General features: G+C 63.5%; 12 protein-coding genes. 11 read left to right on the top strand and 1 reads right to left on the bottom strand.

Features of this window, described 5'->3' with window-relative positions; all coding sequences use genetic code 11:
* The first annotated feature begins 66 nt into the window (after positions 1 to 66).
* Positions 67 to 882, top strand: coding sequence for a pyruvate, water dikinase regulatory protein (locus Q0X18_RS01725; RefSeq protein WP_297557721.1), 816 nt, complete (start codon positions 67 to 69; stop codon positions 880 to 882).
* Positions 883 to 897: 15 nt separating this feature from the next.
* On the opposite strand, the gene gltX is transcribed toward Q0X18_RS01725, so the two are convergent.
* Positions 898 to 2,337 (bottom strand): glutamate--tRNA ligase, encoded by a 1,440-nt coding sequence (gltX, locus tag Q0X18_RS01720; protein WP_297557718.1) that lies wholly within the window; start codon positions 2,335 to 2,337, stop codon positions 898 to 900.
* 104 nt (positions 2,338 to 2,441) lie between these two features.
* Between gltX and lptB the strand changes: the two genes are divergently transcribed.
* The 10 genes from lptB to Q0X18_RS01670 all read left to right on the top strand — a co-directional run bounded on the left by lptB (position 2,442) and on the right by Q0X18_RS01670 (position 14,501).
* Positions 2,442 to 3,212 carry an LPS export ABC transporter ATP-binding protein gene (lptB, locus tag Q0X18_RS01715; RefSeq protein WP_297557716.1) on the top strand — a complete coding sequence of 257 codons (771 nt, stop codon included), beginning with the start codon at positions 2,442 to 2,444 and terminating at the stop codon, positions 3,210 to 3,212.
* A 27-nt stretch (positions 3,213 to 3,239) separates the two neighbouring features.
* A complete protein-coding gene (locus Q0X18_RS01710) occupies positions 3,240 to 4,688 on the top strand; it encodes a DUF3084 domain-containing protein (RefSeq protein WP_297557713.1) in 1,449 nt (482 codons plus the stop codon).
* 178 nt (positions 4,689 to 4,866) lie between these two features.
* Entirely contained in the window at positions 4,867 to 5,925 is a 1,059-nt protein-coding gene (locus Q0X18_RS01705) for a S1C family serine protease (RefSeq protein WP_297557711.1), read from the top strand.
* A gap of 93 nt (positions 5,926 to 6,018) precedes the next feature.
* Positions 6,019 to 6,672 (top strand): deoxynucleoside kinase, encoded by a 654-nt coding sequence (locus Q0X18_RS01700; protein WP_297557708.1) that lies wholly within the window; start codon positions 6,019 to 6,021, stop codon positions 6,670 to 6,672.
* A gap of 78 nt (positions 6,673 to 6,750) precedes the next feature.
* Positions 6,751 to 7,371: a deoxynucleoside kinase gene (locus tag Q0X18_RS01695; RefSeq protein WP_297557705.1), complete on the top strand. Its 621-nt coding sequence runs from the start codon at positions 6,751 to 6,753 to the stop codon at positions 7,369 to 7,371.
* 146 nt (positions 7,372 to 7,517) lie between these two features.
* Positions 7,518 to 8,030, top strand: a complete 513-nt coding sequence (locus Q0X18_RS01690) for a molybdenum cofactor biosynthesis protein B (RefSeq protein WP_297557703.1) — start codon at positions 7,518 to 7,520, stop codon at positions 8,028 to 8,030.
* Positions 8,031 to 8,091: 61 nt separating this feature from the next.
* Complete coding sequence (gene mutS, locus Q0X18_RS01685; protein ID WP_297557701.1) at positions 8,092 to 10,653, top strand: DNA mismatch repair protein MutS; 2,562 nt, start codon at positions 8,092 to 8,094, stop codon at positions 10,651 to 10,653.
* Positions 10,650 to 12,284, top strand: coding sequence for a DNA mismatch repair endonuclease MutL (gene mutL / locus Q0X18_RS01680; RefSeq protein WP_297557698.1), 1,635 nt, complete (start codon positions 10,650 to 10,652; stop codon positions 12,282 to 12,284). Before mutS ends, mutL begins: the two co-directional genes overlap by 4 nt.
* A gap of 120 nt (positions 12,285 to 12,404) precedes the next feature.
* Positions 12,405 to 13,649 (top strand): molybdopterin-dependent oxidoreductase, encoded by a 1,245-nt coding sequence (locus Q0X18_RS01675; RefSeq protein ID WP_297557695.1) that lies wholly within the window; start codon positions 12,405 to 12,407, stop codon positions 13,647 to 13,649.
* 150 nt (positions 13,650 to 13,799) lie between these two features.
* Complete coding sequence (locus Q0X18_RS01670) at positions 13,800 to 14,501, top strand: c-type cytochrome (RefSeq protein WP_297557694.1); 702 nt, start codon at positions 13,800 to 13,802, stop codon at positions 14,499 to 14,501.
* The last annotated feature ends 1 nt before the right edge of the window (position 14,502 follow it).

Genomic DNA, 14,502 nt, shown 5'->3' with positions numbered 1-14,502 from the left:
GTTCTGTGTAAAGAGTGCTACACACATAAACTACACTGTTATTTGGGTTCTCTTGGAAGCCCACTTATGGAACGTACCGTTTTTATCGTCTCAGATCATACGGGCCTGACAGCGGAGTCGGTGGCCAGGAGTTTGCTGGCTCAGTTTGAGTCGGTTTCGTTCCGTTATGTAACCCGGCCCTTCACGGATACCGAGGAAGAGGTCTACGACCTTGTATACGAGATTAACTCGCTTTACCAGCGCGAGCGGGTGCGACCCATCGTGTTCTCCACCCTGGCCAATCGGGCACTGTACGACCAACTCAAAGCCGCGCCCGCCCTGCATTTCGACCTTTTTAGTACCTACCTAGGAGAGCTCGAGCGCGAACTCGGCCAGCCCCCCACAGGCCGGGTCGGCCGGCTGCACAGCGTGAACGATAACGGTTATTTCACCCGCATCGATGCGGTCGATTTCGTACTGGCCACCGACGACGGGATTGGCGACCGCCACTATCAGATGGCCGACGTAATCCTGATTGGCGTCAGTCGCGCAGGCAAAACCCCCACCTGCTTGTTTTTGGGCCTGCAGTATGGTCTGCGGGCCTCCAACTACCCCCTGGCCGAGGACGACTTCGAGCGCGACACGCTGCCCGAGCCGGTCAGGGCCTACAAGGATAAGGTGTTTGGCCTGACCATTGCCCCAGGCCGGCTGCATCAGATACGTACTCAGCGCAGGCCCAACAGCCGGTACGCCTCGCTCGAGCAGTGCGAGTACGAGGTGCGCCGGGCCGAGCAGCTGTTCAAGCGGCTGGGCGTTCCGTACTTCGACACCACCAGCGCCTCCATAGAGGAAATTGCCACCAACATCGTACAGAGCGCCGGTCTACAGCGTCGGATCGGCTGATAGGAGCCGGCCCCTCTAGTCTTTGACCAGCTCAATGGCCCGCTCGAGCCTTTTCAGCACCCGCTCCTTACCCAGCAGGGTCAGGATATCGAACATACCGGGGGTCTCGAGGCTGCCCGTAAGGGCCGCCCGCAGCGGCTGCATCACCGCGGCGGCCTTGACGCCCTTGGCCTCGGCAAAGGACTTGAGCAGGGGCTCGGTGCTGTCTTGCAGCATATCCGGAAGCCTGGATAGTTGCTCGTGTAGCTCGGGTAGAAAAGCCGCTCCCTCACGCAGCTTGGCCAGGGCTTTCTCCTGCATGGGGTAGGCCTCGCTGAAAAAGTAGAGGGACTTATCCACGAACTCCTGCAGGGTCTCGAAGCGGGCCCGCATGGCCTCGAGCACCTGCTTGAGGTAAGTTTCGGAGGGGTAAGCAAGCCCGGCCCGCTCGAGGAAGGGCTTAACCCGCTCGGCCAGGTCGTCCAGGGTCAGGACTTCGCGGATGTACTTGCCGTTCATCCATTTGAGCTTGTTTAGGTCGAAGACCGGCCCGCCCAGGCTGATGCGCTCGAGGCTAAAGTGCTCGATCATGTCTTGCAGGCTGAAAATTTCCCGCCCGTCGGGCATGCTCCAGGCCATGGTGCCCAGGTAGTTGAGCAAGGCCTCGGGTAAATAGCCCTGGGCCCGGTAGCTGTCCACGCTGGTGTCCATCTTGCGCTTGGAAAGCTTGGACTTATCGGGGTTGCGCAACAGGGGGGTATGACACCAGACCGGCTCCTCCCAGCCAAAAGCCCGCAAAATCAGGATGTGAAAGGGGGTGCTGGTAATCCACTCCTCGGCCCGGATCACGTGGGTCACGCCCATCAGGTGGTCGTCTACCATGGCCGCCAGGTGGTAGGTAGGGTAGCCATCGGCCTTCAGGATTACCTTGTCGTCCAGGGCGGCATTGTCGAACTCGATAGGACCACGCAGTAAGTCGTGGACGATGGTCTTACCCTCGAGGGGCACCTTGAGCCGCACCACATGGGGCTCCCCCGCTGCGGCCCGGCGCTCGGCCTCCTCGACCGGGTAGTCGCGGTAGCGCCGGTTATAGCCCTGCTCTTTGTGGCCGGCTCTTTGCGCGGCCTCGCGGGCAGCAGCCAGCTCTTCCGGGGTGTCAAAAGCGCGGTAAGCAGCTCCTTTTTCCAGCAGCATCTGCACGTGCTGCCGGTAGATGTGCAGGCGCTGCGACTGCACATAGGGGCCGTTGGGGCCACCTTTGATGGGCGACTCGTCGGGGGAAAGCCCCAGCCAGTCCAGCATCTCCAGAATGCGCCGCTCGGAGGTGGGGTTGTAGCGGGTACGGTCGGTATCCTCGATGCGAACAATGAACTTGCCGCCGTGCTGTTTGGCGAAAACGTAGTTGAACAGGGCCTGGTACGCCGTCCCCACATGGGGGTCGCCGGTAGGGCTGGGGGCGATACGCGTCACAACCATAACCGATAGCTTAAGGCCCAAAGCCCAAAGCCGAAAGCCCAGCCTGGCGTTTGGGTTATACCTCTCACAGCCGCCTTAGCCGGTGATGATACCCTGATAACCAGATGGAAGCGGCATTGCAACAGAGTCCTGGCCTAACCAAGAGCCCTGCCACCCGCCTCGAGGCCATTGGGCTGGTCAAGCGCTACGGCAAGCGGGAGGTGGTGCGGGGAGTAAGCCTCGAGCTCTCCCGCGGCGAGATTGTGGCCCTATTCGGCCCCAACGGGGCCGGCAAAACCACCACTTTTTACATGCTGGTCGGATTCATCGAACCCAACGCCGGGCAGATCCGCCTGGGCGGGCGGGATGTCTCCCGGCTGCCCATGTACAAGCGGGCCCGACTGGGGCTGGGCTACCTGCCCCAGGAGCCCTCGGCCTTCCGCCGCATGACCGCCCTGGAAAACCTGCTGGCGGTGCTGGAGTTCCAGCCCCTCTCCAAAGCCGAGCGGGCCCAGCGGGCTGCCGAGCTTCTGGAGGAGCTGGGCATTAGCCACTTGCGCGACAAATATGCCTACACCCTTTCAGGGGGCGAGCGGCGGCGACTGGAAATTGCCCGCGCCCTCTGCACCAACCCCGATTTCATCCTGCTGGACGAGCCCTTCACCGGCGTAGACCCCAAAAACGTCCACGACATTCAGAAACTCATCTCCGAACTGCGCGAGCGGCGCGGGGTGGGCATCTTCATCACCGACCACTCGGTGCGCGAAACGCTGGCCATTGCCGACCGCATCTACCTGATGTACGACGGCCAGGTGGCCTTCCAGGGTTCACCTGAGGAGTTCGCTCGAGACGCAGGGGTGCGAACCCACTACCTGGGGGACGAGTACGAGCTTTGACCTTTTCGCCGCCCCCATCTATTCCCTATGACATTCTGGGCCATCCTCATCCTCCTGGTGCTCGTGGCCGGACTGGTAGCCTACGTGGGCGACCTGGTGGCCAAGCGGGTGGGCAAGCGCCACTGGCGCTTTCTGGGACTGCGCCCCAAGACCACCGCAACCCTGGTGGCCGTGGGCACCGGGGTGCTCATTGGACTGGGGGCTTTTGGGGCTTTCTTTCTGGTGGTGCGGGATGCCCGCGAGACCATCTTGCAGGCCGAGGCGGTACGACAGGAGCGCGACCGACTGCGCACCGAGGTGGGACGACTGGAAAGCCGTGCGGCCAGTATCTTTAGTCAGTACGAGCAGCTCAAGCTCGAGCGCGATGAGTTTGAGAAAAACAATACCCTGCTAGCCCGGCAGCTCGCGCAGAACGCCGAGTTCCAGCGCCAAACCCGCCAGGATCTGGAGAATGCTCTGGTGGAGCGGGAAAAGCTACGCCAGGAAGTAGAAAAACTTCAGGCAGACAGCACCGCTCAGCGCAAAACCCTCGATCAGCTCAGGCAGGCTCGCACCAGTCTGCTGCAGGAAAAAGAGCAGCTCTTGAAGGAAAAGGAGCAATTGCTAGCTAGTCGCACAGAACTCCTGGCCCAGGCCCGTAAAGCCAAGCAGCAGCTACAGGCTTTCGAAGCCGCCAGCCGCGAGGCCAGAGCCCGCCTGAGTAGCCTCCAGGCTCGTACCAAGGAGCTCGAGAGCCGTCTGAGCCAGCTCGAGGCCGACAAGCGCAGTCTCGAGGGGGACGTGGCCATCCTGAGCGGCGTCTCTACTTCGACGCCTCCTAGTGATAACCGTCTGCTCGAGGCGCTGCAGCGCAGCAACAGCGAGCTCAAGAGCAAGCTTACTGAGGCTCAGCGCGAATTGCAGCAATTGCGTGAGCGCAATCAGACGCTGGTCGCCAGTCTGGACAAAAACCTGCGCCAGAATCTCCTGGCAGAGGAGCTGGTCTTACCAGGCAACGAACTGGTGGCCTTGAACGAGATTACTCGACGGGTCGACAGCCGGGTTCGTCTGATCGGGTTGCGGGGTGCAGAGATCCTGGAGAACCCGACTTTGGCAAACCTCAAGCCGGGGATATTTCTGGCCCGCATCCAAAGCATCGGCGCCGATGGGCGGGCGCGGGTGGTGGTCGAGTACCGGGCCCGCGAACAGGCCTTTTCCCAGGGGGATGTGCTGGCCTCCACCTACCTGATCCTGCCGGCCAGCCAGGCCGAGCTGCGCCGGCGTCTTGATATCCTGAGCCAGAACGCCGAAAACCGGCTCAGCGAGGCAGGCTGGGTGCCCGAAAAACTGGCCAAGGGGGGAATCGCCCTCGAGGAATTCGTAGTCCTGGCCTCCCAGCTTTCGGGTAGACGGGGTGGGGCGCGGATTGTAGTGGTAGCACTGGACAACCTCTACCCCACCGATCCACCCCGGCTGGGCCTCAGGCTGCTGCCGTGATGCCATACCCCGACCAGATTCAGGTTCAGGGGCATATTAAGGTTTCTTGAATAACCCCCCAAAACCCTTTTTGAACGCCTTGCTCTACCTGCACAGGGAAAAGTGTCTTTTGCACCGGTAAGAACCAGCTATTGATAACTCCACACCGGCATATGACAATGTAGAAGGTTTGTTGACGATGCGCATGGTCATTTTATTGGTTCTGCTTACCCTATCCCAGGCCCTGGCCCAGGCCCCCCGCCTCACCACCCCCGAGGAGGTGGCCCGGGTAGAAGTCATCCGCCGGGCTTTACCGGCAGTGGTCAAGATTTTTGGCATCCTGCGCGACCCCCAGACTGGCAACGAAGGCCCCACCAACGGCTCCGGCTTTTTTTATGCCCCCAGCCGCATCATCACCAACTACCACGTGGTGCAGGATCTGCGCGACATCAGCGTGGAGTTGTTCGATGGGCGCACCTTTCCGGCCCAGGTGTTTGCAGTGGACAAGGGCATTGACATCGCCATACTGACCGTGCAGGGCGTGACCGCCCCGGCCCAGCTTTCCTTTGGCAGCTCACAGAACCTGCCGGTGGGCATGGGGTTGGTGGTGATTGGAAGCCCCTTTGGGCAGCGCAACCTGGCTTCGTATGGCATTCTGGCCGGCATTGGCCCCACTTCTGCCGAGAAAAACGACCTCGACCCCGAGATTGGCGCAGAAATTGGCGACCTGCTCTTTACCGACGCCCGCATCGTGCAGGGCAACTCCGGGGGCCCGGTGCTCGATTTGCAGGGCCGGGTGGTGGGGGTAGCCAACGCCACCCTGGGCGACCTGAGCGGCGTGGGCGGGGTAGGGGTGGCGATTCCGGGCGACCTGGTGCGGCAGAGCGTGAGCGACCTCGAGCGCTTCGGCGTTCCCCAGCGCGGCAACCTGGGGGCCACCCTGCTCGACCTAGACGAACTCGACCCCATCCTGCTGGGACGGGTGGGCCTGCTCTCCACCCGCGGGGCCATGATCGAAAAGGTGCAACCCGGCTCCCCGGCAGCCCGGGCCGGCCTGCGCCCGGCCCAGCGCGACCAGCGCGGCAAGCTGGTCAGTCTGGGCGATATCATCCTGGCTGTGGGTGGCCGCACCATGCGCAACGCCAGCGAGGTCACCCAGACCATCGCCCGCTACCGCCCCGGCGACCGGGTGAACCTGACCATCTGGCGCAACGGGCAGCGGCTGGACGTGGTTGTGACCATGATTGCCCGGCGCTAGGCCATCGCGCCGACTGCCTGGGCGGGGAAAAAGGCTTCTGCCCCCGCTTGTCAAGACTTCCCCTTTGGGCTTTTAGCTTTTAGCCTTAAGCGGATGTATGTCGCGATTGAAGGGGTAATTGGTGTAGGTAAAACCACCCTGGCCCGGCTACTGGCCGAGCGGCTGGGAGCCGAGAGTTTGCTCGAGGTAGTGGAAGAAAATCCTTTTTTGCCACTTTTTTATCAAGACCCCGTCCGCTACGGCTTCAAGGTGCAGGTCTTCTTTTTGCTCTCGAGGTACAAGCAACTGCTGCCCCTGGCCCAACCCAGCCTGTTTACCGGTGGGGTGGTGGCCGACTACCTCTTCGACAAGGACGCCATTTTTGCGGCCATGAACCTCTCCGGGGCCGAGTGGGATCTATACAACGACCTCTACAAAAGTCTGGCGCCCAAAATCCCCACCCCCGATCTGACCCTCTACCTGCGCGCGCCTTTGCCGGTCATCCTGGAGCGCATCCAGCGGAGGGGGCGGGCCTTCGAGCAGCAGATGGAACCGGAGTACCTGGCCCGTCTCCACGAGTTTTACGAGCACCATTTTGCCACCTACCCCCATCCGCTCTGGATTCTCGAGACCCAGGAGTTCAACTTCGCCGAGCTCGAGGCCGACCAGGACTGGATAGTCCGGCAGGTGCAGGAAAAGTTGGGGCTCACTGCTCGCTCTGACCACCAGCCCAACCCCTCGCCCATCGCCAGCCTGAAGCGTTCGTAGTGCCAGATATCCAGATCTGGGGAAGCCCAGCCTCACTGCATATAACCTGGCTTTTTAGTCCTTAGCTTCACAATCACCATGTATATCGCAATCGCAGGCAACATTGGTTCCGGCAAGTCTACCCTGACCGGGCTACTGGCCCAGCACTACGGGCTCTTGCCGGTCTACGAAACCGTGGACGAGAACCCTTACCTGGCCGACTTTTATTCCGACATGGGACGCTGGGCCTTTCAGTCGCAGGTGTTTTTTCTGGCCAAGCGGCTCAAACAGCACCTCGAGCAGATCAACCCCGCCCAGTACGTGGTGCAGGATCGCACCATCTACGAGGACGCCTTCATCTTTGCCCAGAACCTGCGGGTCTCGGGCCACCTGGCCGAGCGCGACTGGCAGACCTACCTGGCCCTCTATGAGGGCATTGCGCCAGCGTTGCGGAAACCCGATCTGCTCATTTACGTGCGGGCCTCGGTCGAGACCCTCCAGGCCCACATCGCCCGCCGGGGGCGGGACTACGAGCAGCACATTCCCCTGGAGTACCTGGCCTCCCTCAATCGCCTCTATGAAGCCTGGATTAGGGCCTACGACCTGTCGCCGGTGCTGGTAATTTCCAGCGACAGCGTTAACTACGCCGACGACGAAGAAACCCGCGATTTGGTGTTCAGGATGCTCGAGGCCTATGGCTTAAGCAAGCCCTTGGTATGAGGCTTTTGTAGCGGGGATGGGTGTGAAGGCTTATGAGGCTCCTGGTCTGAGAGCGTGTAGCGTAGAATAATATCCAGGAGTAAGCCAGGCCGCACAAAGATGCGCCTCTTTTTATGCGTTTCTTTATGAAGTCGGTATAAACAGATATGTCCGAGAGCACCGTAAAGCACAAGGAGATCGCCAAAACCAGGGGCCCGGTGAACCTCGCCATCGTGACGGTTTCCGATACCCGCACCCCCGAGACCGACACCAACTACCACTACCTTAAGCCCGAAATTGAGGCGCTGGGGCACAGGGTGGTGGGCTACCGCATCATCAAGGACGAGCCCGACCAGGTGGCCGGGGCCCTCGAGGAGATGGTGAACAGCGGAGCACAAATTATTCTGTTCAATGGTGGTACCGGCATCGCCCCGCGCGACACCACCTACGACGTGCTGGCCCGCAAGATTGAAAAACCCATGCCGGGCTTCGGTGAGCTGTTCCGGATGCTCTCCTACAGCGAGGTGGGGGCCGCGGCCATGCTCTCGCGGGCGACCGCCGGCACCTACCGCCAAAAGGTGGTGATCTCCACTCCCGGCTCGCCCAACGCGGTGAAGGTAGCCTGGGAAAAGCTAATCAAGCCCGAGCTCGAGCACCTGGCCTGGGAAGTGGCCCGGTAGTTCTTCCTCTGTCCTGCACAACACAAGCGCCCATCCTTGAACCCGGCTACTTGGGGGTATCATGGGGAGCATGACCCTCAAGGGCCAGGGGCCGGGGCCCCTACCACCTCTGCTCGAGCAGTACGTCGAACTGCGGGACGCTTATCCCGATTACCTGCTGCTATTCCAGGTCGGCGACTTTTACGAGGCCTTCGGCGAGGACGCCGAGCGGCTCTCCAGGGCCCTGAACCTCACCCTCACCCACAAAACCGCCAAGGACTTCACCACCCCCATGGCCGGCATTCCGGTGCGCGCGGTGGACGTGCACCTGGAAAAACTGCTCAAACTGGGCTTCCGGGTGGCGGTGGCCGACCAGGTCGAGCTGGCCGAAGAGGCCGACAAGCTGGTGCGCCGCGAGGTCACGCAACTGCTCACCCCCGGCACCATCCTGCGCGAGAACCTGCTGAAGCCAGAAGCCAACTACCTGGCCGCCATCAGCACCGGCGACGGCTACGGCCTGGCCCTGCTGGACGTCTCCACCGGGGAGTTTCGGGGCAGCGTGCTCTATAGCAAAAGCGCCCTATACGACGAGCTTTTCCGCTTCCGGCCCGCCGAGGTGCTGCTGGCCTCGGAGCTGTACCACAACCCCACCTTTTTGCAGGAGTTCCAGCGGCGCTTTCCGGTGATGCTCTCGGAGGAGGGCTTTCAGGACGGGGTAGGAAAAGCCGCCCTGCACAAGCAGTTCAACCCCCTGCCCGCCGGCCTCGAGCACCCCGCGCTGCAGCGTTCGGCGGGGGCGGTGCTGGCCTACGCCCTGCGGGTGCAGGAAAACGGGCTGCCCCAGGTGCGCAGCTTCGTGCGCTACGACCCCGGCGCCTTCATGCAGCTTAGCGAGGCCACCCTGCGCACCCTGGAGATCTTCGAGCCCAGCTTTGTGGGCGACCGCAGCGAGGAGCGCACCCTCCTGGGGGTGCTGGGCCTGACCCGCACCGCGCCGGGGCGGCGTCTGCTGCGGGCCTGGCTGCGGCATCCGCTGGTGGAGGAAGCCCCCCTGCAAGCCCGGCTGGATGCGGTGGAGGCCCTGGTAAAGGACGGGGTGCTGCGGGCCGAGGTGCGCAAGGTGCTCTACCGAATGCACGACCTCGAGCGCCTGGCCGCCCGCCTGCTGGCCGGACGGGCCAGCCCCCGCGACCTTGCGGCCTTGCAGCGCAGCCTGGCGCTGCTGCCCGAGCTGGCCGGACTGCTGGCCGGGGTAGGGCCGCTCCTGAGCGTATCCGAGCGCCTGCCCCAGCCGGTGGCGGTGGCCGAGCAGATCGCCGCGGCGCTGGTAGAAGATCCACCGCTCAAAATTACCGACGGCGGCCTGATCCGCGAGGGCTTCGACCCCGAGTTGGACGAGCTGCGTCAGCGGGCCGAGGAGGGGCGGGCCTGGATCGCCCGGCTGGAAAGCGAGGCGCGCGAGAAGACCGGCATCCCCAACCTGAAGGTGGGCTACAACGCGGTGTTTGGGTATTACCTCGAGGTCACCCGGCCCCACTACGCCCTGGTGCCCCAGGACTGGCGGGCCCTGCAAACCCTCAAAGACCGCATGCGCTTTAGCACACCCGAACTCAAGGAGCAGGAGCGCAGAATTCTGCAGGCCGAGACCGAGGCCGTCAAGCGCGAGTACGCAGTCTTCCTCGAGCTGCGCGAACGGGTGGCCCAGGCCGCCGACGAGGTGCGCCAGGCTGCCCAGGTGCTGGCCGAGCTGGACGTGTACGCTGCACTGGCTGAGGCCGCGGTGGAGTACAGCTACAGCCGCCCCCGCTTCTCCCGGGATGGAACCCTGCAGATTGTGGCCGGGCGTCACCCGGTGGTGGAACGCAACAACCCCTTCATCCCCAACGATCTTTCGCTGAGCCCGGCGGCCCGGCTGCTGATCCTGACCGGCCCCAACATGGCCGGCAAATCCACCTACCTGCGGCAGACCGCCCTGATCGCCCTGCTGGCCCAGGTGGGCTCCTTCGTACCCGCCGAGTCGGCCACCCTGCCCCTCTTCGACCGCATCTACACCCGGATTGGGGCCTCCGACGATATCGCCGGCGGGCGCAGCACCTTTATGGTGGAGATGGACGAGCTGGCCGGCATCCTGCAGGGGGCCACGCCCAGGAGCCTGGTACTGCTGGACGAGATCGGGCGCGGCACCAGCACCTACGACGGGCTGGCCCTGGCCTGGGCGGCCTGCGAGTACCTGCACGACCAGGTGCGGGCCTACACCCTGTTTGCCACCCACTACTTCGAGCTCACCGCCCTGCCCCTGCGCATGGCCGCGGCCCGCAACGCCCACGTAGCTGCCAAAGAGGAAGCAGGGGGGCTGGTGTTTTATCACCAGGTTCTGCCTGGCCCGGCTAGCCAGAGCTACGGCCTCGAGGTAGCCCGGCTGGCAGGGCTCCCCCAGGCCGTCTTGCAGCGGGCCAGAAGCGTGCTAGAGAGTCTGGAAGCCAGCCAGAAGGGGCTGTCCAAGGAGATTCTGGAAGAGCTTTTGCAGCTCGACCTGGCCCGTACCAGCCCCCTGGAGGCCTTGCTGTTCCTGCGCCGGCTGCAGGACCAGCTCCGGGGCCTGGCCCCCCAGGAGGCCGAAGCGGAACGCCTTTCGCAGGTATGATTCGCAAACTGCCACCCGAACTCATCCGCGAGATTGCCGCCGGTGAGGTGATCTCGGGCCCCGCCGACGTGGTGCGGGAGCTGCTTGAGAACGCCCTGGACGCGGGCGCCACTCGGCTCTACATCGAGCTGTGGGGCGGGGGGCTGGACAAAATCCTGGTGCGCGACAACGGCCTGGGCATCCCCAAGGAGGAGCTGGAACTGGCCCTCGAGCACCACACCACCAGCAAGCTCACCGACCTGCAAAATATCCACACCCTGGGCTTTCGGGGGGAGGGGCTGTGGGCCATCCGCCAGGCCGCCCAGGTGCGGCTCACCTCGAGGCCCCCCCAGCAGCTCGGCGGGGCCACCCTGACGGCTTTTCAGGACAAAACCGAGCTGCTCGAACACCCTGCCCCCGCCGGAACCCAGGTCGAGGTGACGGCGCTCTTCTGTCACCTGCCCGCCCGCCGCAACGCCCTCGAGGCCCCCGCCGCCGAGGCGCGCAAGGTGGTGCACCTGGTCTCGCGCTACCTGCTGCACCGCCCGGAAATAGCCCTGCGGCTGGTGGTGGACGGCGAGGAAAAAATCGCCCACGCCGGGGGTGGCTTTGCAGAGGTGGTCAAGCTGCTGTGGGGCTCGGTGGTCGCCAACCGGCTGCTGCCGCTCGAGGCCGCCGAGGGGCCTTTTACCCTGCGGGGCCTGCTCTCCAGGCCAGAACTCTCCCGCCCCCGGCGCGACCGGCTGCTGCTGGCGCTCAACCGGCGCCCGGTGGAGTGGCCCGAGCCTTTGCTACAAGCGGTGCTGGCCGCCTACAAGGAACTTCTCCCCGCCGGCCAGTTTCCGGTGGGGGTGCTGAACCTGGAGCTTCCCACCGATCACCTGCTTATCAACACCTCGCCCGACAAGTCCAGGGTCAGGCTCATCCGGCCCGAGGCCATCCTGGGCTTTGTCTCCCAGGCCGTGCAGGGACTGCTCTCGGCCCACCCCCTGGCCCGCGCCCTGCCCGAACCCACCCCCCTCACCGGCCCGGCCCCGGTGCAGCGGGCCCACTTCCCGCACCTGCGCTACCTGGGCAGCTTCCGCGAGCTGTACCTGCTGGCCGAGGCCGGAGACGAGCTGTATGTGGTGGATCAGCACGCCGCTCACGAGCGCATCCTCTACGAGGAGCTGTCGCGCCGCTACCTCGAGGAGCCCCCGCTCGAGCTGCCCCACCCCGAGCTGCTTTCCTTGAGCCTGGGCGAAGAGATGAACCTGGCCGAACGGCTGGAGGCGCTCGAGCAGGCCGGGTTGCAGATCGAACCCTTTGGCCCTGGCAGGTACCGCGTCCGCACCATACCAGCCTTCCTGGCTGGCTACCCCTCGCTGGTGGGCGAGGTAGTGAAGGGCAGCCTGGGGGCCTCGAGCTTCGCTGCTGCCTGGCGCACAGTACTGGCCCGGCTGGCCTGCCTGCCGGCCATCAAGGCCGGACACCCGCTCTCCAGCGCCTCGGCCCAGGCCCTGCTGGACGCGCTGGCCGGCTGCGAACTGCCCTGGGTCTGCCCACACGGGCGGCCCACTGTGCTGGTACTGGGCGAGGGCGAGCTGGCCCGGCGCTTTGGCCGGCGGGGTGTTCGAGCCGTAGTAGAACCCGCTTTATCCCGAAGCGAATAGCCGTTATAGCTTTATTTTATATACCCCTCTTGAGTATCTATGGGTCGGTGGTTATAGTTGAGAAAACAGCAACCAACCTTACCAAGCTTTATTGTTTCGTCAAGCGACAGGGAGGCTCGTATGAAGGAAAAAGAAAAAGAGCTGGATCTAGAGCAACTCGAGATGGATCGTCGCACCTTTCTAAAAAAATCTGCCGCAGCCGGTGCAGCGGTAGGCCTGATGGGCATGGGCATGGCCCAGCAACAACCCACTGCCGATACGCTGGTAGCGGGTAAAGACCCCGGCCTAATCGTACGCAACACCAACCCCATCGAACTCGAGACCCCCGTCAGCCTGCTCCGGCAGCACGCCCTCACCCCCAAGAGCATCATGTACATCCGCAACAACCAGCCGGTGCCACCGGGCATGACCCCCACCACCGCTCCGCCCCAGGTCAGCGACTGGACGGTGGAAGTGACCGGCCTTGTGGATCGCCCCATCACCCTACGGCTTTCCCAGCTCAAAGCGTTGCCGGCCACAGAGCTCGAGATGGTACTGCAGTGCTCGGGCAACGGCCGCAGTTTCTTCTCTAAATATGCCCGAGCCAGCGGCGCCCAGTGGGAGCGCGGCTCTATGGCCAACGTGCGCTGGAAGGGGGTTAAGCTCTCCAACCTGCTCGAGGCTGCAGGCATCAAGGCCGAGGCCCGGTTTCTCACCGCCGAGGGCGCCGACCAGCCCGCCAACCCCAACGCCGCCGATATCGAGCGCAGCATCCCGCTGTCCGACATTCTGGCCAACGGTATGCTGGCCTACGAGATGAACGGCGAGCCGCTGCCCACGGTACACGGTGGGCCTTTGCGCCTGATTGTGCCGGGGTACTACGGCATCAACAACATAAAGTGGGTCAACAAGCTGCGCCTCGAGGCCGCCCCTTCCAACAACAACACCATGATTCCCCGCTACCGCGTGCCCAACAACCCCATCCCAGTGGGCAGCAGCTTCCAGTTCACCCTCGACAACAGCCGGCCCAACTGGCGGCAAAACGTCAAGTCCATTATCTTCAGCCCCACCGAGGGTGAAGCCGTGAGCGGCCTGATTGACGTAACCGGGGTGGCCTGGAACGACGGCTCGGCACCCATCACCAGCGTGGAGGTCTCCACCAACCAGGGCCGGAGCTGGCAGGCTGCCACCCTGGAAAAACCCTCCTCACCCTACGGCTGGTACCGCTGGCGCATCCGGGTACTGGTGGCTGCCGGCGACAGCGAGATCTGGTCGCGCGCCACCGACGCCTTGGGGCGCAGCCAGCCGATTGACGGGGCCATCTTCTGGAACCCCAACGGTTACGAGTGGAACGCCGTAGACAAAGTCAGGATTCGGGTGGGCTAGCCCAAATTGCCCAGTACCCAGTTGGGGTGGAAAGTTCCCATTGGGGCCTCTCCGCCCCGATCAAAGAAAGTTCGCTAGGCTTCACCAAGATGTACCCCTACCAGGTCTGCATTTAGCTTGGTAAAGCTGGTACAAAACAGTTAGGAACCAATGATGAAAAAAACCTTCGTGTGGGCTTGGGTTGGACTGTGTGCTGCTCTATTCCTGGCGCTAGGGCAGGCACAGCTACCGGAGGGGCCTGGCAAGGCCCTGCTGGAGCAAAAATGCGCCGTCTGCCATGGGCTGGAAGTCGTCACCAGCCAGCGCCTGAACGCCAACGACTGGGACTTTATCGTCGGGCAGATGATCGGTTTTGGGGCCCAGGTGAACCCGGAGGAGCGCAAGACCCTTGTGGCGTATCTGGCCGAGAATTTTGGCCCACAAAGCAGCGCACCCGCCGCCCCCCAGACCACCTCGAGCGCGACCAGCCCCAGCCAGGCCTATGCGGTGTGCCAGGGCTGCCACCAACCCAATGGAGCAGGCGTGGCCGGCGCTTTTCCACCCCTGGCCGGGCACGTCGCCGACATCCTGAATGCCAAAGGTGGGCGGGCCTACCTGCCCCTGGTGGTTGTCAACGGCCTGCAGGGCAGCATCCGTGTAGGCGCCACCAACTACAACACCCCCATGCCGGGATTCCCCAGCCTCAGCGATGCACAGCTCGCCGATCTGCTCAACTACATTGCCACTGCCTGGGGCAACGACCGCCTGCTCAAAGACTTCAAGCCCTACACTGCCGATGAGGTCAAAGGCCTGCGCAAACAAATGACCCCCGCGCAGGTCTACGCCGAGCGGGCCAAGCTCGAGCTCAAGTAAA

This window comes from Meiothermus sp., assembly GCF_026004075.1.
GTDB lineage: Bacteria > Deinococcota > Deinococci > Deinococcales > Thermaceae > Meiothermus.
This window is presented reverse-complemented; position numbering and strand designations above follow the sequence as displayed.

Bases quoted from the DNA above. Each gene is read 5' to 3' on its own strand.
- Q0X18_RS01725 (WP_297557721.1), top strand. From the start codon at position 67: ATGGAACGTACCGTTTTTATCGTCTCAGATCATACGGGCCTGACAGCG.
- gltX (WP_297557718.1), bottom strand. From the start codon at position 2,337: ATGGTTGTGACGCGTATCGCCCCCAGCCCTACCGGCGACCCCCATGTG.
- lptB (WP_297557716.1), top strand. From the start codon at position 2,442: ATGGAAGCGGCATTGCAACAGAGTCCTGGCCTAACCAAGAGCCCTGCC.
- Q0X18_RS01710 (WP_297557713.1), top strand. From the start codon at position 3,240: ATGACATTCTGGGCCATCCTCATCCTCCTGGTGCTCGTGGCCGGACTG.
- Q0X18_RS01705 (WP_297557711.1), top strand. From the start codon at position 4,867: ATGCGCATGGTCATTTTATTGGTTCTGCTTACCCTATCCCAGGCCCTG.
- Q0X18_RS01700 (WP_297557708.1), top strand. From the start codon at position 6,019: ATGTATGTCGCGATTGAAGGGGTAATTGGTGTAGGTAAAACCACCCTG.
- Q0X18_RS01695 (WP_297557705.1), top strand. From the start codon at position 6,751: ATGTATATCGCAATCGCAGGCAACATTGGTTCCGGCAAGTCTACCCTG.
- Q0X18_RS01690 (WP_297557703.1), top strand. From the start codon at position 7,518: ATGTCCGAGAGCACCGTAAAGCACAAGGAGATCGCCAAAACCAGGGGC.
- mutS (WP_297557701.1), top strand. From the start codon at position 8,092: ATGGGGAGCATGACCCTCAAGGGCCAGGGGCCGGGGCCCCTACCACCT.
- mutL (WP_297557698.1), top strand. From the start codon at position 10,650: ATGATTCGCAAACTGCCACCCGAACTCATCCGCGAGATTGCCGCCGGT.
- Q0X18_RS01675 (WP_297557695.1), top strand. From the start codon at position 12,405: ATGAAGGAAAAAGAAAAAGAGCTGGATCTAGAGCAACTCGAGATGGAT.
- Q0X18_RS01670 (WP_297557694.1), top strand. From the start codon at position 13,800: ATGATGAAAAAAACCTTCGTGTGGGCTTGGGTTGGACTGTGTGCTGCT.